22 protein-coding genes and 2 pseudogenes are annotated in these 22,565 nt (G+C 44.2%); 19 read left to right on the plus strand and 5 right to left on the minus strand.

What is annotated here, in order from left to right; translation table 11 throughout:
- Positions 1–410: 410 nt before the first annotated feature.
- Both H525_RS28790 and H525_RS28795 read left to right on the plus strand, forming a co-directional pair.
- Positions 411–764, plus strand: coding sequence for an IS110 family transposase (locus tag H525_RS28790; RefSeq protein WP_027417361.1), 354 nt, complete (start codon positions 411–413; stop codon positions 762–764).
- A 45-nt stretch (positions 765–809) separates the two neighbouring features.
- Positions 810–1,035, plus strand: a pseudogene (locus tag H525_RS28795) (transposase); the annotation flags it as partial.
- Positions 1,036–1,128: 93 nt separating this feature from the next.
- On the opposite strand, the gene H525_RS0118275 reads toward H525_RS28795, so the two are convergent.
- The gene (locus tag H525_RS0118275) at positions 1,129–1,668 is read right to left on the minus strand and encodes a hypothetical protein (RefSeq protein WP_027417362.1); all 540 of its coding nucleotides are present in this window, start codon (positions 1,666–1,668) and stop codon (positions 1,129–1,131) included.
- Between the two features lie 85 nt (positions 1,669–1,753).
- On the minus strand, positions 1,754–2,230 hold the full coding sequence (locus H525_RS24740) for a nitrilase-related carbon-nitrogen hydrolase (RefSeq protein ID WP_051331153.1): 477 nt from the start codon (positions 2,228–2,230) through the stop codon (positions 1,754–1,756).
- 525 nt (positions 2,231–2,755) lie between these two features.
- Here H525_RS24740 and H525_RS0118285 point away from each other — a divergent pair.
- Complete coding sequence (locus H525_RS0118285) at positions 2,756–3,610, plus strand: DMT family transporter (RefSeq protein WP_027417363.1); 855 nt, start codon at positions 2,756–2,758, stop codon at positions 3,608–3,610.
- Positions 3,611–3,693: 83 nt separating this feature from the next.
- Here the strand turns inward: H525_RS0118285 and H525_RS27595 are convergent, their stop codons facing one another.
- Positions 3,694–3,933 carry a hypothetical protein gene (locus H525_RS27595; RefSeq protein WP_155837424.1) on the minus strand — a complete coding sequence of 80 codons (240 nt, stop codon included), beginning with the start codon at positions 3,931–3,933 and terminating at the stop codon, positions 3,694–3,696.
- Positions 3,934–3,972: 39 nt separating this feature from the next.
- Positions 3,973–5,994, minus strand: a complete 2,022-nt coding sequence (locus H525_RS0118290; RefSeq protein ID WP_027417364.1) for a peptidoglycan D,D-transpeptidase FtsI family protein — start codon at positions 5,992–5,994, stop codon at positions 3,973–3,975.
- 154 nt (positions 5,995–6,148) lie between these two features.
- Here H525_RS0118290 and H525_RS29735 point away from each other — a divergent pair, with 154 nt between their 5' ends.
- The 14 genes from H525_RS29735 to H525_RS24745 all read left to right on the plus strand — a co-directional run bounded on the left by H525_RS29735 (position 6,149) and on the right by H525_RS24745 (position 19,630).
- Entirely contained in the window at positions 6,149–6,364 is a 216-nt protein-coding gene (locus H525_RS29735; RefSeq protein WP_425387749.1) for a DUF4227 family protein, read from the plus strand.
- 92 nt (positions 6,365–6,456) lie between these two features.
- Positions 6,457–7,344, plus strand: a complete 888-nt coding sequence (xerD, locus tag H525_RS0118300; protein WP_027417366.1) for a site-specific tyrosine recombinase XerD — start codon at positions 6,457–6,459, stop codon at positions 7,342–7,344.
- A 66-nt stretch (positions 7,345–7,410) separates the two neighbouring features.
- Positions 7,411–8,589: a phosphopentomutase gene (deoB, locus tag H525_RS0118305; RefSeq protein WP_035101971.1), complete on the plus strand. Its 1,179-nt coding sequence runs from the start codon at positions 7,411–7,413 to the stop codon at positions 8,587–8,589.
- An 85-nt stretch (positions 8,590–8,674) separates the two neighbouring features.
- Positions 8,675–9,493 (plus strand): purine-nucleoside phosphorylase, encoded by an 819-nt coding sequence (locus tag H525_RS0118310; protein WP_027417368.1) that lies wholly within the window; start codon positions 8,675–8,677, stop codon positions 9,491–9,493.
- A gap of 17 nt (positions 9,494–9,510) precedes the next feature.
- A complete protein-coding gene (locus tag H525_RS0118315) occupies positions 9,511–10,338 on the plus strand; it encodes a purine-nucleoside phosphorylase (RefSeq protein WP_027417369.1) in 828 nt (275 codons plus the stop codon).
- Positions 10,338–11,639 carry a pyrimidine-nucleoside phosphorylase gene (locus H525_RS0118320; protein ID WP_027417370.1) on the plus strand — a complete coding sequence of 434 codons (1,302 nt, stop codon included), beginning with the start codon at positions 10,338–10,340 and terminating at the stop codon, positions 11,637–11,639. Before H525_RS0118315 ends, H525_RS0118320 begins: the two co-directional genes overlap by 1 nt.
- A 471-nt stretch (positions 11,640–12,110) precedes the next feature.
- Positions 12,111–12,593 (plus strand): Lrp/AsnC family transcriptional regulator, encoded by a 483-nt coding sequence (locus H525_RS0118325; RefSeq protein WP_027417371.1) that lies wholly within the window; start codon positions 12,111–12,113, stop codon positions 12,591–12,593.
- A 44-nt stretch (positions 12,594–12,637) separates the two neighbouring features.
- On the plus strand, positions 12,638–14,296 hold the full coding sequence (locus H525_RS0118330) for a peptide ABC transporter substrate-binding protein (RefSeq protein WP_027417372.1): 1,659 nt from the start codon (positions 12,638–12,640) through the stop codon (positions 14,294–14,296).
- A 184-nt stretch (positions 14,297–14,480) separates the two neighbouring features.
- Positions 14,481–15,410, plus strand: a complete 930-nt coding sequence (locus H525_RS0118335; RefSeq protein ID WP_027417373.1) for an ABC transporter permease — start codon at positions 14,481–14,483, stop codon at positions 15,408–15,410.
- The gene (locus H525_RS0118340; RefSeq protein ID WP_027417374.1) at positions 15,410–16,339 is read left to right on the plus strand and encodes an ABC transporter permease; all 930 of its coding nucleotides are present in this window, start codon (positions 15,410–15,412) and stop codon (positions 16,337–16,339) included. Before H525_RS0118335 ends, H525_RS0118340 begins: the two co-directional genes overlap by 1 nt.
- 24 nt (positions 16,340–16,363) lie before the next feature.
- Complete coding sequence (locus H525_RS0118345) at positions 16,364–17,359, plus strand: ABC transporter ATP-binding protein (protein ID WP_027417375.1); 996 nt, start codon at positions 16,364–16,366, stop codon at positions 17,357–17,359.
- A 20-nt stretch (positions 17,360–17,379) separates the two neighbouring features.
- Complete coding sequence (locus H525_RS0118350; RefSeq protein ID WP_051331155.1) at positions 17,380–18,408, plus strand: ABC transporter ATP-binding protein; 1,029 nt, start codon at positions 17,380–17,382, stop codon at positions 18,406–18,408.
- A gap of 170 nt (positions 18,409–18,578) precedes the next feature.
- Complete coding sequence (locus H525_RS0118355) at positions 18,579–18,758, plus strand: PAS domain-containing protein (protein ID WP_027417377.1); 180 nt, start codon at positions 18,579–18,581, stop codon at positions 18,756–18,758.
- Positions 18,759–18,763: 5 nt separating this feature from the next.
- A complete protein-coding gene (locus H525_RS24745; RefSeq protein WP_155837426.1) occupies positions 18,764–19,630 on the plus strand; it encodes a SpoIIE family protein phosphatase in 867 nt (288 codons plus the stop codon).
- A gap of 12 nt (positions 19,631–19,642) precedes the next feature.
- Here H525_RS24745 and tnpA read toward each other — a convergent pair whose 3' ends face one another.
- Positions 19,643–20,101, minus strand: a complete 459-nt coding sequence (gene tnpA, locus H525_RS24750; RefSeq protein WP_425387750.1) for an IS66 family insertion sequence element accessory protein TnpA — start codon at positions 20,099–20,101, stop codon at positions 19,643–19,645.
- Between the two features lie 100 nt (positions 20,102–20,201).
- Between tnpA and H525_RS24755 the strand changes: the two are divergent.
- Positions 20,202–20,639, plus strand: a pseudogene (locus H525_RS24755) (IS4 family transposase); the annotation flags it as partial.
- Between the two features lie 191 nt (positions 20,640–20,830).
- Positions 20,831–22,195 carry an amino acid permease gene (locus H525_RS0118375; protein ID WP_051331165.1) on the plus strand — a complete coding sequence of 455 codons (1,365 nt, stop codon included), beginning with the start codon at positions 20,831–20,833 and terminating at the stop codon, positions 22,193–22,195.
- Positions 22,196–22,565 lie beyond the last annotated feature (370 nt).

Genomic DNA, 22,565 nt, shown 5'->3' on the forward strand with positions numbered 1-22,565 from the left:
ATGATTTGTAAAACCTGTTAGAGGATATTTTGTTACTCTGTTTCTTTGTTGTGCCTTAATTTATAAATGAAATTTGAAAACGGCATGCTCACGCGTAATGAGCATTGCTTAAGTATGTCGTTTTCCTATAGCCACTCGGATCTGCCTATGGGACATTGGGATCGACAAGCTTTCCTCGGGATATTTCTTAATCTCCTTGCGGACCTTTTGGTACTGCTGTTAAAAGCCTGCTACCCGTGATCCACCACTCATTTTCTAACCGCTGGTTGCGCCTCTTACAACGATGAGGAGTAGTGTCCTGAATTGTCATCGCTGTAAGGTGAGTGCTAATGACGAGGCTGATGTTGGTGGTTCCCATGGGCGCCCAGGTCCGAGAAGACGTTTGATCTTTTAACCAGGAGGTGATTTCAATGTCGAAAATGTTGATTGGTATTGACGTAAGTCTTCGTTCTCACCATGTACAATTCATGGCTGAGGATGGAACTTCAATCGCTTCATTCTCGGTTTCTAACGATCAGCAAGGGGCCGATACCCTCATTCAAAAGATGATCGAGCAAGCTGAGAAAATAAATAGCCAACTCCTTCAAATCGGGATGGAGGCTACTTCGAATTTAGGTTGGCATTTGGCTCATTACCTAAAAGAGCAACTGGATGTCGTTCACCCAAACTATAAAGTCAAAATTTACGTCATAAATGCAAGCAAAGTGGCTCGTTTTAAAAAAGGATACGATTCTCTTCCTAAGAAGCGGATTGCGGCAGGATAATCCTTTCTCTAATCCGTTTGGAAATACAAGCCTGGCTGTGATTCAGGAATTGGACCTGTTTATGCAGCAGGCATCATTGCCGAAATCGGAGACATCAAAAGATTCAAGAGTCATCACGCATTAGCAAAATATGCCGGTCTGGTTTGGAACCAGCACCAGTCAGGTGAATTTGAGGCCGAAGAGACCAGCCGAATACGTACAGGAAATAAGTACCTTCGGTACTATCTCGTTCAGGCAGCTGATTCCGTAAGGAAGCATGATTCCGAATACAAAGCGTTTACCAAAAGAAGTGACATATCACCGCTGGGCTTTAAACATAATAGGGGATTTATAAAAATATAAATCCCCTATTATTAATTTTTTTCTAAATTCTAAAAGCGGTGTTGGGAGATAAAATAGTTGCTTCTCCAAAATCAAAGGATGCAGTACCTGTTAATACAGCATCATAATTTCCTTTTGGTAAATAACCAACATCAACTTGGGCTGATGTCGACCCACCTAATAATTTACCAGTACTCACAGGAATTGTTTTTACAACTTTTTTGGTAGATATATTTGTAATAGTAATTTCTGCACTTACATAGTACGGACCAATAAAAGAAGGATTTAAGGACCAATATAAGGTATTAGGTCCTTTTCCCGTATAATATATTGTTGCACTACCAGCATTACCGCTAATTGTACTCCTTGGAGATACAGTTTTATTATTGCTTTTAAAGATAAGTGGAGCTGTACCAATAGAACTTTCAGGATCTGGAGATGGGGCCACCGATATATTTTGAGTATTATTTGTATTTATTGAACTCGAATTTGTCGTATTTGCTAATACAATTCCAGGGACTAGCGAAGAAACGACAGCCATACTTGCTGTTAAGGTTATGAATCTTTTCTTTAAATTTACCATAATCTGATCTCCTTTAGTTTTATTAGTTGCACAGTGGCTACTGAGTTTTTTACTTTACCAATCACCACCTTTTCGAAAAGAATCATTATACACCGTTTTTTTGCTTATAAGTAAAATTTGTAGGCAGCCAGCCGGTCCCTCCTGTATGCACGACGTACACCTGGTTTTCAATGGCCCGGGCATGGCATGTATACCGTACACGGTGGAAGCCTTGCTCGTCGTCTGTACTGGACGAACAGAAAATAATGTTCGCCCCTTCCGCACAAACCTTTCGTGCTGCCTCAGGGAACTCTATATCATAACAGACGAGAATGGCGATTTTACCGTAACGTGTCTCGAAGACATAAAATTGATTGCCAGGTTCCAACTGCCATTCATTCTTTTCATATGCTGTAAGATGCACTTTATCCTGCATATCCACTTTTCCATCCGGATGAAACAGAAAGGCCGAATTAAAGGTCTTGTTTTCCTGTGTGCGGATATGTGTGCCGCCCACAATATACAAAATCGTATTCGCTGGCAAGCCTACTAAACAAAGCCCGATATTTTTCCGTATGCTCATCAAGAGCACGAATGGATTGAGAGGGTGCGCCAGACGTTGGCAAAGAAAGGAGTTGGTCCGTTAAAAATTCCGGGAAGAGCACAAAATTCGCGCGCCCCAGTCGGACGCAAAGCGCACATAGCTCGTCACCTGGCCATAATTATTTAAAAGACGATTGCTCCGGAAATAATGCCTTACTCATGGAGTGGGTGAATCCTGACTACAGCTAGCTGATAGTACATCACATCTATGATTAAAAGACCCGAATCACTAGGTAAAGTGGCTCGGGTCTTGTGCTTTTTGAGTCATTTTATTAGTCAAAGCGGTCGGCAAATTTTCAGCATGCGAAATGGGTGGGGTGACTCTTTCTTAGCGACATATCCGACATGATATCCATCTAAGATAGAAAAATGTATTATTAATACATAAGTGTCCATTATTGATACAAATATTCTTTGCATTCGGATGTAAAAGAAAAGAGGGGATGACCACCATTATTTTAATACGTAGTGAGTATTAACTCGTATACAGAAAGGGCTTGAAAATATGAAACGTGGAATTGGACTATTGGTACTTGCTACGATCCTTTGGGGTGGCAACTATATTTGCGGACGATTTTTGGCACTTGCGCTGCCGGCAACCTTACTTAATACCGTTCGATGGGCAATTTCTACCGCGCTGCTTTTTGGTTTACTTTCCCTAAACAAAAAGAACATTCCCATTTTTAAAAAATGGAAGGAATTTTTGATCCTCGGATTCTTTGGTGTGTTTGCATTTTCAACGTTAAATTACCTGGGGTTGCGATCCGTTAGTGCATCACAAGCCGGCATGATTTCTGCCGGTATTCCAATTGCTATCCTCGCCTTCACTCCCTTTGTTCTTAAAGAACACATAAAACTAAAGGCCTGGATTGGCACCTTTGTATCCATATTAGGCGTGATCCTTTTATTTCAGGGAAAACATGCATCATCTTCCCAAAGTTCCGTTATTGGAGACATTGAAATCCTCCTGTCATGTTTGGCCTGGGGGTTGTATACCGTCCTTGGTAAGAGATACGGAAAACAGATCGATCCGCTAACCATGACGGCAGGAGCATCCTTCTATGGTACGCTGCTCAGTGCCATAAGTTGTATTGGGACGGTACAACCAAACATGATCCATATGTCCGTGAACGCATGGTTTGCGGTTATGTATGTCAGCACATTCGCGTCGGTGGGTGCGTATCTGGCATGGAATGCTGGTGTAAAAATTCTTGGAGCTGGTCGGGCAGCACCATACATCAACCTGCTTCCGGTTTGGACGGTTGTATTTGGTGTTCTGTTGCTGCATGAACAAATTTCCGGAACATCATTGGTGGGAGGAGCCATTACCATTATTGGCGCGGTGTTGGCTACTCTATAGTGGGTTCATAAAAAAAGAGCCTGTAATCACTGAAAAAAAGTGATACGGGCTTTTTTTTACCGTTAAGGAAAGTATATGTTGCTTTACAGTGTTAAAGCAACATATACTTTCCTCCATGGGTCACCCGAGAAAAACTCGCGGGAGTGTGCCGAACGTTGCTTTTTCGATGTGGAGCGTGTGGCCGGAAGGTCGATCAGACCGACAATTGTCTCCATCATTGAGGTACCCGGATGTTTTGTCGGTCCGACCTTCCGGTCACTAAGCGGCCGTTTCGCTACCCTGCAGAAAAAGGACGAGCGGCAACGCCCGCGAGTTTTTCTCAATAAAGGTTTATTACTACAGCGGAGCTCGAAATTTCCCCGTTATTTCGTCCCCAATCCCACATACTTGTCATAGCTTTCATAGATGTGGCGGGCGATGACACCGGCGGACGAAGCGCCGTATCCGCCTTCAGGGACAATGACAGCAACGGCAAGTTTCGGGTTGTCCAGCGGAGCATACGACATGAATACACCGTTTGATACGGAGTCATATTTATACCATTTTTTTGTATCAGGATTCTGGGCGTAAATATCCTGGTCGGATGTTCCCGTTTTCGCGGCTACCCTGTAGGGGAAGCCTGTGAACGTATAACCTGCGGTTCCCCCGCTTTCGGTAACCATTCCCATCCCTTCGCGAATTGTGTTCCAATAGATGTCAGGTTCATTTAGCGTGTTTAATACGACAGGCGTATACGGGCGCACGACTTTCCCTTTTGGATCCGTGATGTGATCCACGATTTGCGGCTTTATTCGTTTCCCGTTATTAGCGAGGGTTGCTGCATACTGGCACAGCTGCATCGCTGTAAACCGTTCCTGCTGCCCGAAGGAAGCCTGCACCATCGCTGCCAGAGGGCCATACGTTTTATTCATCTTAAGATAATCTTCAATCCCATTGTCCTCAAAAGGAAGATCTATTCCTGTTTTTACGCCCAAACCGAATGCTTGCTGATAGCTTTGCATAATGTCAATCGATTTTTTTCCGTATTTTTGCGCCGTCAAATCTCCAATGCGGGCCATATACGTATTCGAAGACTTCTGTAAAGCGGTCTGTGGTGTTAAGTAACCGTAATTATGGTTATTATCATTATGAACCGTATCCGTACCTCGTCCGTAATGCCATGCCCCGGTATCTTGCCAACCATCGTACGGAGAAATTATTTTTTCAGCGAGGCCCATCATAACGGTGGACGGCTTTATAACCGACCCTGAAGGCACAATTGACGATGGATGTTTTTGTCCCTCGGTAATGGCCGCTTGTCCTGTCAAAGGACGCACATCATAGGGAGCGCTCCGGATCGTGCCGTTATTCACAGAATAGCTGATTTGGTTGTAATCGTTGGTATCAAGGTTATCCTTTACCCATATGTTCGGGTCATACTCCGGGTAACTGACCATGGCGACAATTTTCCCCGTTTTAACCTCCATGGCGACCGCATACGCGGTTTTAGCGTTTGCGGCCTTCTGCCAGTTCGTACTGCGCAGCTGAGGCAGAAAATTTTTAATGAAATCGCGCGTATCAAGCTGCACGCGTTCATCAAGAGTCAGGTACAGATTATCACCCTGCTTGGGAGGAACTTCGCCCAGTTGTTTAATAATCGTTTGGTCGGCCGCAACCTGGTAGGTTCGCCGGCCGTTTTCGCCGCGCAGATAGTTTTCATAGGCATATTCGACACCGTCGAGCCCAACAACCTGGTCCGGTTCGTACATGTTTCCCTTATCTTTGTAATAGCTCAAATTCGGGTTTGCGGATGCTACGCTGAACTTGCGGACGAATCCAATCGCCTGAACGGCCACTTGTTTGGCATCATAGACGCGGATTGGTTTCGTTACAACGTTCACACCGGGAAATTCCGTGCGGTGTTCGGCAAGATAAGCGATTTCCTGTTGCGAAAGATTATGTTTTAAATCTTTTTCCATAAATTTCGAACTGCTGCGGCCTACCCACACGAGCTGATTATTTTTCAGGCCCCAGCCCACATCCATCTGTTTAAGCAGTTCGTCTCTTTTAATGCCGAGAACTTTTTCAAGCTTCGTGGCAAGAGCGAGGTACTGAACTTTCGTCAGTCCGTCCTGATCTTGAAAAACTGCTGTTAAAGAGCCGCGGCTGTATACAATTAAATTTCCGCTTCGGTCGTAAATATTGCCGCGCAGCGCCGGAATGATCACATTCCTGTCCGACTTGCTTGTAGCCTTCTGGCTGTATTCGTCTCCTTTGACAATTTGCACGTAGGAGAGGCGAATAATAATAATCGCAAAAACGAAGAATACGAGAAATAACAGCACATTCAGCCGTTTTGAAATCCTATTCGTCCGTTGTGTTTCTTTTTCCTCATGATTATACATTCATTTCCCCCACCCACTACTCTTTACTAAAAACCTATTTTATCACGGTCCATCCAAAATTAAAATGAACACGAGTATAAAATTACTCTGTAAAGAATAGGATGGGGAATAAAAACACTTGGACGGTGAACGTATGTATATCTCCTACAAACGGATGATTGAATGTGTTAGACTTCTTATTATATTTGTCGTGTGTACTTTTATCTTTTATCATGCTGTATCATATGTAAACGAAGTAATCCGGCCGGCGAATCCGTATAAAGAACCGGAGGGGAAAGCCGTAAAAGTAGCGAAATTTCATTCATCCGATGAAATCTCATACAAAAATGTAAAGGAGCGTTTGTTCGCCTTTTATTGGTATGGAGAATAAAATTTCGCGAAGAAAGCAGGAAACAGCTGCGTGATTGTGGAATAAATTAACGAAATTGAACCACATAATTTGGAAGTTTGAGGAGAATTATAATGGAGAATCTAATCACCCAATTCATCCATTATTTAACTGTGGAGAGAGGGTTGGCTGCCAATACGTTAGAGTCGTACAGGCGGGATCTCGTGTCGTACTGTGGATATGTGAAAAAAGAAGGAATAGCGAATCTAAAATCTACGAATCGAATGCAAATTATCGGATATTTGTTAAACCTGCAGCAGAAAGGACGAGCCACTGCCACCATATCCCGTAATCTGGCTTCGATTCGTGCCTTTTATCAGTTTCTTCTTCGCGAGAAATTCATAGATAATGATCCCAGCGTTAATCTGGAATCGCCGAAGATAGAGAAACGTTTGCCGCACGTGCTTTCTATCGATGAAGTAGAGTCGTTGCTCAATGGACCGCAGATCCAGACACCTGCGGGACAGCGGGATAAAGCCATGCTTGAACTGCTGTACGCGACCGGAATCCGGGTGTCCGAGCTTGTCAACCTGAATGTTACGGACATTAATTTGGGAATGGGTTTTGTCAAGTGCATGGGTAAAGGATCGAAGGAACGCATTATTCCCATTGGCCGCGTTGCGATAGAAAATGTTACAGCGTACATAGAGCGTGGCAGACCTTTTCTAAAGAAGAAAAGCCAGGAAGAAGCGATGTTTTTAAACCACCATGGGCGCAGGCTTTCCCGGCAGGGGTTCTGGAAAATCATTAAGAAGTACGCTTCATTGGCCCGAATCGAAAAAGAGATCACTCCGCATACGCTGCGGCATTCCTTTGCCACTCATTTGCTGGAGAATGGCGCGGATTTGCGTTCTGTACAGGAAATGCTTGGACATGCAGATATTTCTACGACCCAGATTTATACGCATGTGACGAAATCCCGCCTGAAAGAAGTGTACGCCAAAGCTCATCCAAGAGCGTAAACCGCCGGGGGTGGACACATTATGCCCCGGTTCGGTTTATTCCCGGTAAATTTAGGAGGAAATGAGATGATATCATTTAAACGTGTATTTTTAATTGTCCTTGACAGCGTCGGGATCGGCGAATTGCCTGATGCAGCGGAATACGGCGATAAGGGGGCCCATACACTGGGCCATATCGCGGAAAAAATGAATGGCCTGAATGTCCCTAATTTGGCCTGCATGGGGCTTGGCCGGATTGAACCGTTGCAAGGAGTGGAAGCCGTGGCATCTCCTGCAGCTTTTTACGGAAAAATGAAAGAAATATCCGTAGGGAAAGATACGACGACGGGTCACTGGGAGATAATGGGCCTGCAGGTGAAAATCCCTTTTAAGACATGGCCGAACGGATTTCCAGACAGCTTGTTAGCTCCTTTTAAAGAGCGGATTGGCCGCGGTGTGCTTGGAAATAAACCCGCATCGGGCACCGAGATCATTGAAGAACTTGGTGAGGAGCACATGCGGACAGGCGATGTTATCGTCTATACGTCAGCCGACAGTGTATTTCAGGTAGCTGCCCATGAAAAAATCGTGCCGCTTAAAGAGCTGTATAAAATTTGTGAAGTGGCCCGGGAGCTCACCCTTGATGATGAGCATTCGGTTGTTCGCGTCATTGCACGCCCGTTTGTTGGGGAACCGGGCCATTTTACGCGCACGCCAAACCGCCATGATTATTCTGTTTCACCTCCGGGCATGACCGTCATGAATTCGCTGCAAGACGCGGGGTACACATCGATTGCTATCGGTAAAATCTCGGACATCTATGCCGGACAGGGGGTTACGGAATCAATCCGAACCGAATCCAATATGGACGGCGTGGACAAGCTGCTGGAAACGATGCAAAGAGATTTCACCGGCCTTTCATTTGTCAATCTCGTCGATTTCGACGCGAAATATGGCCATCGCCGAAACCCTATCGGCTATGGGGAAGCGATTGAAGAGTTTGACAAACGTCTGCCGGAGATTACCGGGGCGTTAACGGAGCAGGACTTGCTCATTATTACCGCTGACCATGGCAATGATCCGATTCATCATGGAACCGACCATACACGTGAATATGTGCCTTTGCTCGTTTTCCATAAAGGGATTGCAGAAGCCGAAAGCCTGGGTGTTCGTTCGACTTTTGCCGATCTCGGGGCAACCATTGCTGACAACTTCAGTGTAGCAAAGCCGGAGATTGGTGAAAGCTTTTTAGCACAAATCAAATAAAACGATGTTTCCCGGGGGAAGTTATATATTTATTAACCCATTCAGATAGTAAGTAAGAAAGACACAGAGACGGAGGATAAACAGGATGTCAAATACTGCACAAATTAAGGAAGTACAGGCATACATTGAAAGCAAGATAAATGAGAAACCCGAAATTGGCCTGATTCTGGGTTCCGGCCTTGGCGTATTGGGGGAGGAGATTGAAAATCCAACAGCCATCCCGTACGAGAATATCCCGCATTTCCCAACCTCCACGGTAGAAGGGCATAAAGGACAGCTGATAATTGGGAAACTAAAAGGGAAAACCGTTGTAGCGATGCAAGGGCGTTTTCACTTTTACGAAGGATACTCGTTAGACCTTGTTACATTTCCCGTGCGCGTAATGAAAGCAATGGGCGTAAAGAAAATCATTGTCACGAACGCTGCGGGCGGGGTAAATGAGAGCTTCTCGCCCGGGGATTTAATGTTGATTAAGGACCACATTAACTTGACGGGCCACAATCCGTTGATTGGACCTAACGATGAGAGTTTTGGCGTGCGCTTTCCCGATATGTCTGATGCCTATACCCCAGCCTTGCGGGAAATCGCCCGTAACGTAGCGGAAAAAAACGGGATTGCGCTTAAAGAAGGAATTTATGCCGGTTTGACGGGACCTAGTTATGAAACACCGGCCGAAATACGAATGCTGCGTATTTTGGGTGGTGATGCGGTCGGCATGTCGACCGTACCTGAGGTGATTGTGGCTCGTCATGCAGGGATGGAGATACTTGGCATTTCATGTATAAGCAATATGGCCGCGGGGATTCTGCCGCAGCCGCTTTCCCATGAGGAAGTAATGGAAACGGCGGAAAAAGTAAAGAACACATTCCTTACGCTTGTTAAGGGCATTATCGAAGAAATGTAACCTTCAGGAGGACGACTATGGAAAATCGTATGCTTCATATAAAAGAAGCTGCAGAGTATATTTCGGTCCGCATTCAAGCAAAACCGGAGATTGGCCTGATTCTCGGATCAGGTCTTGGTGTGCTTGCCGATGAAATCGAGGATGCCGTACGGCTGGATTTTGGCAGCATTCCTCATTTTCCCGTTTCCACCGTGGAAGGGCATGCAGGCCGCCTGGTTGTCGGACGGTTGAACGGCAAAATGGTGGTCGCGATGCAGGGACGCTTTCATTACTATGAAGGGTATACGATGCACCAGGTTACTTTACCGGTGTATGTTATGAGGCAGCTGGGGGTTCATTCGATTATTATCACAAACGCGTGCGGCGGGATGAACCGCAGCTTTGCAGCCGGAGATTTAATGCTCATTACCGACCATTTAAATTTCACCGGGAATAACCCGTTAATCGGCAAAAACCTGGATGAATTCGGACCCCGGTTCCCGGATATGTCTGAAGCCTATACGCGGGAATACATCGAGCTGGCGAAAAGCAAAGCAAAGGAGCTGGGAATCAACATCCAGCAGGGAGTGTACGCAGGAGTTTCCGGACCTACATATATGACCCCGGCTGAGCTCACTATGCTTGCTCGGCTTGGCGGAGACGCTATTGGAATGTCAACCGTGCCGGAAGTTATTGCCGCATGTCATGCGGGGATGAAAATTCTCGGCATATCGTGTATTACAGATATGGCGATCGGCGAGGAACTTCAACCGCTTACACACGAACAGGTGATGGAAACGGCTAACAGAACCCGCCCGCGTTTTATCGGGCTTGTTACGTCAGTTTTGCCGGAGGTTAACGGTTGATGCGCGTCGTTGATATGATCCATAAAAAAAGAAATGGGTTCTCTTTATCGAAACAGGAGATTGATTTTATTATTAAGGGATATACGGACGGATCTATTCCTGATTATCAAATAGCAGCGCTGCTTATGGCGATTTATTATAAGGGAATGAATGAACAGGAAGTCTCTGACTTGACGATAGCCATGGTGAATTCGGGGGACACAATAGATTTATCCCCAATTAAAGGAATTAAAGTTGACAAACACTCCACCGGGGGTGTAGGCGATAAAACAAGTTTGATTCTGGGGCCGTTAGTGGCTTCTGTTGGTGTTCCCGTCGCTAAAATGTCGGGCAGAGGATTAGGCCATACAGGAGGAACAATCGACAAGCTGGAATCCATTCCAGGCTTTAAAATCGAACTTACGGCAGGTCAGTTTATACAAAATGTTAACCGCATTAAAATAGCCATTGTTGGCCAGAGCGGAAATTTAACGCCTGCCGACAAAAAACTGTATGCGCTGCGTGATGTGACAGCAACGGTGGATTCCATTCCTTTAATTGCAAGCTCCATCATGAGCAAAAAAATTGCCTCCGGTGCGGATGCGATTGTTCTCGATGTAAAGACGGGATCCGGAGCCTTCATGAAATCTCTTTCAGACGCCAAACAATTGGCCAGAGTAATGGTGGAGATTGGCAAGCGGTTAAACCGGAAAACCATTGCCGTGATTAGCGATATGAATCAGCCGCTGGGTTACGAAATAGGCAATGCCCTTGAAGTGAAAGAAGCGATTGAAACACTGCAGGGCAGAGGTCCGGATGATTTAACCGAAATTTGTTTAACATTAAGCTCACATATGGCGGTTCTGGGCGGAATTTATCACGATTTCGAAGAGGCACACCGTGAACTGGAAAAAATTTTGCGGTCGGGAAAAGCTCTGGAAACGATGAAGCAATTTATTGAAGCGCAGGGCGGCCTGCCCGATGTCGTAGAAAATGTGCAAAAACTTCCGCAAGCCCGCAGTCAAGTGGAGGTAATCGCTTCCGAATCAGGGTATGTTCACTTCATTGACGCTGAATCGGTAGGTCTCGCCGTCATGCTGCTGGGAGCCGGAAGGAAAATAAAAGATGAAAAGATCGACTATGCAGTAGGAATCACGCTAAAAAAGAAGGTCGGAGATCAAGTAAGAAAAGGGGATATCTTCGCTATATTGCACACCAACAACCGGGATCACCGCGAAAGTGAAGAACTTCTCCGGCATGCCTATAAAGTAAAAGCGGAGAAACCCGACCAATTGCCTTTAATTTACGATATCATTAAATAATGGAAGTGAAACAGCGGAAATATAAAAGAGATCGATAGGATGCCTATCGATCTCTTTTATATCTTTCATTTTACGAAAAATCAGCAATAGTCCCTCAATTTAGTGCGAAAACCGCATTAATTCATAAATTATACTTTTAAAAACGAATAAATATTCATATAAATAGCTATAAATTCACTTTTTATACTAATGTGACAGTAAAATTACGAATCTCGCAGTTTAAAATTGGTAATTTATACATATTGAGTGTTAGGTTATCTAACGTTGAAAACGCTTACTATACGATAAAATCTCAATTTTCTCTTTACAAATTCTTAACGATACTTTATATTTAAAATGCTTGTTCAGAAAATAATTTCGAAAATCGTAGATTTTTTTCTGAATAATGCTATAATCGTATTTAATGATTTAGCAATGAATCACCATTCATTAGTTTGTTTTTTAACTTGTTTAAGGGGGGAGGTGCCGCGGGTGAGAAAACTGGATATTCTCGATTTTCAGATCCTTCAAATGCTTCAAACCGATGCGAGGCGAGCATACACAGATATGGGGCATCAGCTTGGAGTGAGTGAAGGAACGATCCGGGCGCGGATAAATCGCATGCTGGAAGATGGAATATTCCAATTTGTCATCCATACTGTTCCTGAAAAAGTTGGACTGGATGTACAAGCTATCATCGGAATGTCGACAAAACTAGGGTGCCAAGAACAGGTGGCTTATCATTTGGGAAAGTTAAAACCGGTTCGATTTATCGGAGCTTTTTCCGGTCGCAATGATCTAATTATTCAGGCATATTTTCAATCAAATGATGAATTAGTAACGTTTGTTAATGAAGAGCTGTCGATTATCGATGGAATTGTCTCTGCTGAAGTTTCCATTGAGCTTAAGCAGTACAAAGATTCATTCTCGTATGTAAGATGTGAAGAGTTAGAGGACGAGGTCAGTGAAAAATAGCCGTGTTCCTGCTCATATAAAAGTACAATAAGGAGGTCAATCTAGTGAAAAAAGTTTTTGCAGTTATGGTTAGCCCGGTGCTTGCACTATCCCTGGCACTTACAGGCTGCGGCGGGGGAGCAAGTTCAAATGGTGGCGGAAGCTCGTCGGGCAACATTGCATCCGTTCTACATATAAACAACCAAGACGAACCGGGAACTATGCATCCGGGCAAAGCGGAAGCCATGACAGAAACATGGCCGATCGAGCATTTATTTGAAGGACTCATGACAAAGACGCCAGATGGTAAAATTGTACCGGGCATGGCAAAAGAAGATCCGAAAGTCAGTGCAGATGGAAAAACGTATACATTTACTCTTCGCGACGGTTTAAAGTGGTCCAACGGTGATCCGTTGACCGCTCACGATTTTGAATTTGCCTGGAAATATGCGCTAGCCCCTTCAACCGCTTCTCAATATGCGTACCAGCTGTACAGCGTGGTTGGCGGTGAAGCCTATAATACGTCTAATGAAAAAGACCCGGCCAAACTGAAAAAACTTGAAGATGCTGTTGGCGTTAAAGCAACGGACGATAAAACGCTCGTTGTTCACCTTGTATCACCGATGCCATATTTCCTTGACCAGCTTACACAGGCAACGTTCTATCCGATCGATGAAAAAGTGCAAAAAGCGAACCCGAAATGGGCGGATGACGCATCCAGCTATGTTTCCAACGGACCTTACAAGCTTATTGAATGGAAGCATAAGCAAGACATGAAGATGGTCAAAAACGACAATTACTATGACAAGAATAAAATCAAAACGCAAGAGCTTGACTGGACAATGATTTCGGATGAAAACACCGCTTACCAAATGTTCAGATCAGGTCAGATCGACCTCGGCTTTACTCTGCCAACCGATGTTACTGCCAAGTTGAAGCAGTCAAAAGATCCAAGCCTTACAATTGCGCCAAATATCGGTACGTACTATTACGACATTAATGTAAACAAAAAACCTTTCGATAACGTGAAAGTACGCCAGGCTCTCGCACTAGCGATTGACCGCAAAGCGATCACTGAGAAAGTCAGCCAGGGTGGGGAAGTGCCGGCCTACGGTTTTGTTCCGCTTGGAATTCCGGATGCCAACGGCAAGGACTTCGCAAAGAATACCGGTGATCTGTTCCAGGAGAATGTAGCCCAGGCTAAGCAGTTGCTGGCTGAAGGTCTGAAAGAAGAAGGAATGACTTCTGTACCACCGTTTACGATTCTTTATAATACGCTCAACCGCCATAAGAAAATTGCAGAAGCAATTCAGGAAATGTGGCGCAATAACCTTGGCATCAACTGCACGCTGGAAAATGTCGAAATGAAGGTTAAAATCGACCGCGGACATAAACATGACTTCACCGTGATGCGTGATGGCTGGAACGGGGACTATGTTGACCCGATGACATTTATGGATACACAAACGTCTGTAAGCCCGCAAAACTATGCCGGCTGGAAAAATAAAGACTATGATGCGCTTATCAACAAAGCAAAAGCAACAGGCAACCAGGAAGAACGTATGAAGTATATGCATGAAGCAGAAAAACTACTCGTTTCTCAAATGCCGGTAATTCCGATTTACTATTATACAAACCCATATGCTGTAGGACCGAATGTTAAAGGGGTATTCTGTGTTTCCAACCGTTATCCGGACGTGATGTACGCTTACAAAACTCAATGATAAAACAACGATAAAACAATAATGAAACAATAATGAAACAATAATGAAACAATAATGAAACAACATTTGCACGGGGAGTATGCCTTCCGGGTATACCCCGCATGCGAATGTTAGCCCACTGACTAGGAAAAAAATACACCCGTTTATATAAATGACCTACTTGGTAAGTTTGGAGGTACCTTACGTGTTAAAGTATATTTTAAAACGGTTGGGTTGGGCCGTGGCAACGTTGTGGACCGTCATAACGGTTACATTTATTTTCATGCATATGATTCCCGGCGATCCTTTTGCAAAAGAGGGGAAGATGCCGCCCGGAGTCTATGAAAACCTGTTGAAGTATTATCATATGGACCAGCCTTTATATATTCAGTATCTTCTATATTTAAAGTCCCTTTTAAAATTAGACTTCGGCCCTTCTCTTAAATCTGATGTGATGACCGTGAATGACATGATTTCACAGGGGTTTCCCGTTTCGCTCGAACTGGGGCTTGAATCCATTATTATCGCTGTAGCCCTGGGTGTTATTTTTGGTATGATTGCAGCCTTATTTCATAATAGAGGGCCGGACTACCTGGCAATGATTTTTGCTATTATCGGAATTTCCGTACCAAGCTTTGTGCTGGCAAGTTTATTGATTAATTACCTGGCTGTGGAGCACCCCATTTTCCCGGCCGCGATGTGGGGGACATGGAAACATACGATTCTCCCGTCTATCTCCCTTGCTGTCATGCCGATGGCCTTTATCGCAAGATTGATGCGTTCCAGCATGCTGGAAGTACTCGGACAGGATTATATTAAAACAGCGAAAGCAAAAGGATTGTCCCGTCTGCTCGTTATCACCCGCCATACGGTGCGAAATGCGATTTTGCCGGTTGTAACCGTCCTTGGGATTATTACGGCGAACACAGTTACAGGTAGTTTTATTGTTGAACATATTTTTGCTATTCCAGGCATGGGCGAATTGTTCGTTAAGGGAATTTTCGACCGTGACTATCCTGTTATTCTGGGTTCTACCGTTTTTTATAGTGCGATTCTTATCTTTTTGATATTTATTGTCGACGTAGCATACACATGGATAGATCCACGCATTAAGCTGACAGGGGGGAGCAAATAATGCAGCAAGAAGTAAAATGGTCACCTGATTTGTTCCAACCTGTAACAGATAATTTTAAAGACGCGGAGAGTATCAGTCGTCCCAGCATTTCTTACTGGGCAGATGTATGGCGCCGCTTGAAATTAAACAAATTGGCCATGGTTGGCTTGTTTATCATTATCGCGCTTATTATTATGGCCATCATTGGTCCAATGATTAGCGGACATACGTATTACAGCCAGGATTTTAATAATCAAGACGTCCATCCCGGGTCAAAGTTCTGGTTTGGGACAGATGATGCCGGGCGTGACATTTTTACCCGCGCCTGGTATGGAGCAAGATATTCCTTATTTATTGGCGTGATGGCCGCGTTTTTCGATTTTCTTATTGGAGTTCTGTATGGCGGAATTTCGGGTCTTAAAGGCGGCACCGTTGATAATGTGATGATGCGCATCGCCGAAGTATTGTACGGAATTCCCTATTTGCTGATGGTTATTTTGCTGATGGTTGTAATGGGGCCTGGACTGTGGACTATTATCATTGCCATGTCCTTAACCGGGTGGATACCGATGGCCCGCCTTGTTCGCGGACAAGTGCTCCAGTTAAAAGAACTGGAATATGTTCACGCCTCAAATGCACTCGGAGCGAGTTCGTGGTGGGTGCTTAAAAAGCACATTATTCCCAATACGCTGGGCCCGATCTTAGTTAATGTGACGCTGACCATTCCAACGGCTATCTTTTCGGAAGCGACGCTCAGCTTCTTAGGTTTGGGAATACCGGCTCCTAAAGCGAGCTGGGGAACGATGGCAAGTGATTCGCTTAGCAGTTTATTAGTTGGAAATCTGTATCAACTGTTTATACCCGGGTTCCTCATCTCATTAGCTATGTTTGCATTTAACGTACTCGGTGATGGATTACGTGACGCGCTCGATCCAAGAATGCGTAAATAAAGCGAAGAAGAAGGTGGAACACCGATGGAAAATATATTGGAAGTAAAAGACCTGCATGTTTCGTTTCATACGTATGGTGGTGAAGTAAAGGCCATACGCGGAATTAATTTCGAAGTAAAAAAAGGGGAAACCGTGGCGATTGTTGGAGAATCGGGCTGTGGAAAGAGCGTTACCGCCCAGTCGATTATGCAGTTGATCCCGTCTCCTCCTGTTGATTATAAGCAAGGCCATATTATGTTTAATGGTCAGGATCTATTGAAGAAAAGCGAGAAAGAGATGGAAAAAATCCGCGGCAACGATATCGGGATGATTTTCCAGGATCCGATGACTTCATTGAATCCTACAATGAAGGTCGGGCAGCAAATCGCGGAAAGCCTAATCAAGCACCAGGGGCTGTCGCGGGCTGAAGCACACGAACGAGCTCTGCAGGCCCTCAAGCTGGTAGGTATTCCGCAGCCTGATAAGCGTGTAAACCAGTATCCGCATGAGTTCTCCGGCGGGATGCGCCAGCGCGCCATGATTGCCGTTGCGCTTGCATGCCGGCCGAAATTATTGATTGCGGATGAACCGACGACAGCGCTCGATGTGACCATTCAGGCGCAAATTCTTGACTTAATGAAGGAGCTGCAGATGCAGACCGGTACATCGATTATCCTGATTACGCACGACCTTGGTGTTGTTGCTGAAATGTGCGACCGGGTGGTCGTCATGTACGCGGGTGAAATTGTTGAGACCGGAACGATTGACGACATTTTCTACCATCCACAGCATCCGTATACGAAGGGGTTGTTAAATTCTGTTCCCCGTCTTGATATGAATAAAAATGAGCCGTTAAAACCAATCGTCGGCACGCCGCCTGACTTGATCGCTCCTCCGGTTGGATGCCCGTTCTTTGCCCGTTGTGAGTATGCAATGGAAATATGCAGGGGCCATAAGCCGGAACTTGAGGAAGTGGGCAGAGGTCAGTATTCCGCATGTTGGCTTAATCACCCGATGGCAAAAATGGCAAAGGCAAAGTAAAAAAAGGAGGGGAATTGACCTTGGCTGTAAAAAGCTTCGATTCACCTGTTCGTAACGAGAGCGACCAAGAGTATCTTGTTGAAGTGAAAAATCTAAAAAAATATTTTCAAACCGGTTCCGGCGTGGTCAAGGCTGTCAACAACGTGTCGTTTGGGATTAAACGAGGTGAGACACTCGGTGTCGTAGGCGAATCCGGCTGTGGTAAGTCCACGATGGGAAGAACCGTTCTTCGCCTGTATGACGCCACGGAAGGGCAGGTGCTGTTTGAAGGGAAAGATGTTCATAAATTAGGACAGAGAGATTTAAAAAAGATGCGTCGGGATATGCAGATGATTTTTCAGGATCCGTATGCATCGCTCAACCCCCGTATGACGGTTGAGGATATTATCGGAGAAGCGCTTGATTTGCACAATCTCGCATCAGGCAAAAAACGCAGAGAGCGGATCCAGGATCTGTTGCGGCTTGTCGGATTGAAGCCTGAGCATATCAATCGTTTTCCGCACGAGTTCTCCGGTGGACAGCGCCAGCGGATTGGGATTGCCCGTGCGCTTGCTGTTGAACCGAAGTTCATTGTTTGTGACGAGCCGATTTCTGCCCTTGATGTGTCCATCCAGGCCCAAGTGGTAAACCTGTTAAAAGATCTGCAGAGAGAAATGGGACTTACCTACCTGTTTATTGCGCATGACCTGGCAATGGTTAAGCATATCAGTGACCGTGTGGCGGTAATGTACCTTGGAAAAATGGCTGAATTAGCGAGCAGTGAGGAATTGTACGAGCGCCCGCTGCACCCGTATACCCAGGCGCTGTTATCCGCTATTCCGATTCCAGACCCGGAAGTAGAGCGCACAAGAGAGCGCATCGTACTCGAAGGCGATGTGCCGTCCCCGATGAACCCGCCGAGCGGATGCCATTTCCGGACACGCTGTCCGCATGCGATGGAATCGTGCGCTAAAATCGAACCCGTCTGGCAGGAAGTGCTTCCTGAACATTTTGTAGCGTGTCACCTTTACAACCAGGAAATCATGGGTGACAAGGTTCTCCGTCCGTAAATTTGGGGGCAAAAACATAGATTTGCTGTTGCAGGAGCTGAAAGGCTCCTGTTTTTCGTTTTTTTTGACATAATATCATAAGAAAAGTAGGCTGAAATTACTATAAAATGAATTATAATTTAGCAATTATAACGCAATTGCAGGTAATTAGTCCCTTTTGAGAGAGGGAAATGGACACGTTACAGAAGAGTGAAGAACAGCTTCGTGTGCTTTTGGATGCCAACCCGGATGCCGTCATTTTAAAAGACGGAGAAGGAAGATGGGTGCTTGCGAATGATTATGCTCTGCAACTATTTTGCCTTGAAGGTGTGCCATATAAAAACAAAAAAATGAAGAACTTGCAAAGTTGAGCAGGGTGAATAAAATAATTTTTTCCTGTTTTGGCAACTTTGATGAACAAGCCTGGCTTTCGGGCAGTACCATACGAACTGAGCAGATACTTTCTCAGCCCGATGGCATGAACAAGATCCTCGAAGTGATAAAGACTCCTGTATTCACCCCTGAAGGAAGCCAAAAGGGGCTCTTAATCATCCTGCGTGACCTTACGGAAAGCAAGTATCTAGAAGAAGAATTAAAACTTGTTGCGAAGGTTTTTGAAAATTCGAGTGACGGTATCATAATTACAGATACCCGTGAGGTTATTTTGTCTGTAAATCATACATTTACGCGTGTTACCGGATATACAGGTAAAGAAGCGGTCGGCAGAACACCCCGGATGCTGAAATCAGGCAGGCAAAGCCAGGAATTTTACAGGAAAATGTGGGTCACTCTTCTCAAAACAGGAAGCTGGCAGGGAGAAATCTGGAATCGGCGAAAGTCCGGCGAGATTTATCCGGAATGGTTAAGGATCGACACGATAAGAAATGAAAAAGGGGATATTACCCATTATATTGCTGTTTTCATAGATATTACCGATAAGGAGCAGCTCAAGAAAGAACTGATCTTGACCGGAAAAATACAGGCTGAACTGCTTCCTCTTGACTTTGAGAATGATACAATTCGAACAATTTATCAACCATATCATTATGTAAGTGGGGACTTATATGACTACAAATTGAAGAAAGAAAAAAACGTTCTCTTCGGGTATTTAATGGATGTAATGGGCCATGGGCTAGCAACAGCGCTGCAGACATCAGCCCTGCGTGTATTGTTTCACCAGATTTTACATAAGGATTTTCCACTGTCGGATAAGCGTAAGCGTAAAATAGTCCCCACCTTGTGACAGGACGGGGACTCAAGTATTCTTCGTATTAAATACACGATAGGTCAGGGGTAACGTCTGTGACCAAGGAAGCAGCTTATCCAAGGTACTGTGGTCTTTGGTATCGATCAGATTGGGGAGCTTCTCAAAGAGATAGCTCAGATAGACAAAGGGATTCAATCCATTCTCCTTGGCCGTTTCAATGATGCTGTAAATCATCGCGCTGGCCTGGGCACCGCGCGGAGTGTTGGCGAACATCCAATTCTTACGACCGATGACGAACGGCTTGATGGAGCGTTCACTGCGGTTATTATCTACTTCCAACCGGCCATCTTTCATAAAGGCCTCTAATTTATCCCACCGGTTACGGCAGTACGTTCGCAGCCAGTACCATAATTGTCGCGTGGTGCATTGGTGGGCGGCACACCATTCCGATGCACGCTGCCCACTGGCTCGATACGCGGCTACGCGGGCCTCCCATGCTTGTCTGATCTCTGCTTGTGTCATGTGAAAATCCTCCTCACTTCATTCTGAGGAAGATTGTCTCATAGACAAACATAGGTTAATAGGTGGGGAGTATTTGACGCTTACGCTGGCTATTTTGTGCACAGATCTTTCCTTAACGGAATAAGAAATCATTCAAACCTACGGTATCCGTTGGGATATTGAGGTTTTCTTTAAGTGCACAAAATCCTTGCTTCGTCTACAAAAGGAGTTTCAGGGGCATTCTTACGACCTGCTCATTAGTCATACAACGATTGTATTTTCCCGCTACATTCTACTGGCCTGGCAGCATCGTCAAAGTACGGATCAGCGTTCGTTGGGCGGTTTATTTCTTGCGCTTTGCGATGAAGTTTGCGAATTGGATTGGGCGATTGCATTACATCAACTCTTCGAGTTGATCGTCGATATTGCAAGAAAAACAAGCAAGAAAATCTCAAAATTAATTCAAAGTCAACTTCAGCAATGGATTTCTGATTTACCTAGCTACATCAAAGCTTACCTGCCGAATGTAAGCTGCAAAAGTTAAGATAATAAAAAATATTTTGTAAACAGAAAAATATACTGAAAAACCTATCATAATATATTGAAATTTTGTGTAAATTTAATATATTAAACCTCCCATTAAAATTGTATAGTTTAAATATTCTGAAATACAAGGGAGGGTAATTGGAATTGGAGTATAAAGGCGAGTTGAAAAGAGAATTAAGGCAAAAGCACATGACAATGATTTCTATTGGTGGTGTAATTGGCGGAGGTTTGTTTGTAGGAAGTGGAGCCGTTATTAGTTCAACAGGACCTGGAGCGATTTTCTCTTATATAACTGTAGGGATTCTTATAATCCTTATTATGCGAATGTTGGGAGAGATGGCTACCGTCTATCCTGTAAGTGGATCTTTTTCCACTTATGCCCATGAAGAAATTGGACCATGGGCCGGATATACAATTGGGTGGTTATACTGGTTTTTTTGGGCTATCGTCATTCCTATTGAAGCTCTGATAGGTGCTGACATTATTCACGGTTGGGTTCCTTTTATTCCTGTTGCAGCACTGACTTTTATAATCATTGGCTTATTAACCCTCACAAATATTTATTCCGCTAAGATGTTTGGAGAATTTGAATATTGGTTTGCCATGATTAAAGTAGCAGCGATTGTTTTGTTCTTAGTACTAGGAATTTTAATTATTCTTGGGTTAATACCTAGTATTAATAGCCCTGGAGTTTCTAATCTACTTGAGCGAGGCGGATTATTTCCTAATGGAATCACTCCTGTTTTAATTAGTATGACCATTGTTTTCTTTGCCTTTCCGGGAGCTGAGGTTGTTACGATTGCAGCTGCAGAATCGCCCAATCCTAAGAAATCTGTTATGGTAGCGATTAATAGTGTAGTGTGGCGTATTCTAGTATTTTATATTGGTTCCGTTTTTATGCTGGTGACCCTCCTTCCGTGGAATTCTTCTAGTTTGCTTAAAAGTCCTTTTGTTACAGTATTGAATATGTTGGGTATTCCAGCTGCAGCAGAAATTATGAATATAATTGTGTTAGTCGCTGTGCTTTCCTGTTTAAATTCCGGGATTTATACAGCATCTCGTATGTTATACTCACTTTCACAAAAAGCGGAAGCTCCGAGTATATTCCTGAAAGTAAATAGAAGAGGAGCTCCTATTTGGGCTATTTTGGGTAGCATTATCTTTTCCTGTACGTGTGTAGTTCTAAGTTTTGTGTCAGCAGATAAACTTTTTTATTTTCTAGTGAACGCTTCGGGCGCAATTATGCTGTTGGTATATTTAGTTATTACATTTACACATTTGCGTATGCGGAAAAGGCTAGAGCGAGAAAATCCCGAGGCGTTAGTTATAAGGATGTGGATGTTCCCTTATTTAACCTATATCACAATTGTAGCTTTGATGGGGATTCTCATATCAATGGCATTTATGGGATCTACACGTTCACAGGTATTTTTGACTTTAGTAATTACCGTGCTTATCCTGGGTTCCTTCTTATTTGTTAAATCTAAAACAGTACAGAATCCAGCTAATCAAAGGGGAAGTGAATTATTACAAAAAGAAGAGAAAAAAGTATAATAACGCATACGTATGCTAATTAATCATACAAAGTAATCGAGCAAGAGAGGGGTTTTTATCATCTCGTACTACATGTATCAGTGGATACATAGCGATTTACTAAGCATTCTATCTTGAAAATCTAAGTTCGTTTAAAGTAACTTTTTTGGCAATAAGAAACTAGACCCTTGGTAATCCATTTTTTGAAAGGGCCTCGTGTTGGACGATATGCATCAGCACCAGAATTAGGCCGTTTGTTCGATGCTGACTTTGACTCCTAAAGATTCTAATCGCTTGATCGCCTGTTTGATCACAATGTCTTTTCGACGCTGGTCGTAAAAATCGGCTCCGGGTTCAACATAGTCTTGCTCTCGAGTTAAAAGATGATAGG

It is taken from the genome of Aneurinibacillus terranovensis DSM 18919, assembly GCF_000430625.1.
Lineage (GTDB): Bacteria > Bacillota > Bacilli > Aneurinibacillales > Aneurinibacillaceae > Aneurinibacillus_B > Aneurinibacillus_B terranovensis.

What these genes read in the sequence shown, in the direction of transcription:
- H525_RS0118355 (WP_027417377.1), top strand. Translation starts at nt 18,579, where the DNA reads ATGGACACGTTACAGAAGAGTGAAGAACAGCTTCGTGTGCTTTTGGAT.
- H525_RS0118375 (WP_051331165.1), top strand. Translation starts at nt 20,831, where the DNA reads ATGACAATGATTTCTATTGGTGGTGTAATTGGCGGAGGTTTGTTTGTA.
- H525_RS0118290 (WP_027417364.1), bottom strand. Translation starts at nt 5,994, where the DNA reads ATGTATAATCATGAGGAAAAAGAAACACAACGGACGAATAGGATTTCA.
- H525_RS0118275 (WP_027417362.1), bottom strand. Translation starts at nt 1,668, where the DNA reads ATGGTAAATTTAAAGAAAAGATTCATAACCTTAACAGCAAGTATGGCT.
- xerD (WP_027417366.1), top strand. Translation starts at nt 6,457, where the DNA reads ATGGAGAATCTAATCACCCAATTCATCCATTATTTAACTGTGGAGAGA.
- H525_RS0118320 (WP_027417370.1), top strand. Translation starts at nt 10,338, where the DNA reads ATGCGCGTCGTTGATATGATCCATAAAAAAAGAAATGGGTTCTCTTTA.
- H525_RS0118345 (WP_027417375.1), top strand. Translation starts at nt 16,364, where the DNA reads ATGGAAAATATATTGGAAGTAAAAGACCTGCATGTTTCGTTTCATACG.
- H525_RS29735 (WP_425387749.1), top strand. Translation starts at nt 6,149, where the DNA reads ATGATTGAATGTGTTAGACTTCTTATTATATTTGTCGTGTGTACTTTT.
- H525_RS0118310 (WP_027417368.1), top strand. Translation starts at nt 8,675, where the DNA reads ATGTCAAATACTGCACAAATTAAGGAAGTACAGGCATACATTGAAAGC.
- H525_RS0118315 (WP_027417369.1), top strand. Translation starts at nt 9,511, where the DNA reads ATGGAAAATCGTATGCTTCATATAAAAGAAGCTGCAGAGTATATTTCG.
- H525_RS28790 (WP_027417361.1), top strand. Translation starts at nt 411, where the DNA reads ATGTCGAAAATGTTGATTGGTATTGACGTAAGTCTTCGTTCTCACCAT.
- H525_RS0118340 (WP_027417374.1), top strand. Translation starts at nt 15,410, where the DNA reads ATGCAGCAAGAAGTAAAATGGTCACCTGATTTGTTCCAACCTGTAACA.
- deoB (WP_035101971.1), top strand. Translation starts at nt 7,411, where the DNA reads ATGATATCATTTAAACGTGTATTTTTAATTGTCCTTGACAGCGTCGGG.
- H525_RS24740 (WP_051331153.1), bottom strand. Translation starts at nt 2,230, where the DNA reads ATGAGCATACGGAAAAATATCGGGCTTTGTTTAGTAGGCTTGCCAGCG.
- H525_RS0118285 (WP_027417363.1), top strand. Translation starts at nt 2,756, where the DNA reads ATGAAACGTGGAATTGGACTATTGGTACTTGCTACGATCCTTTGGGGT.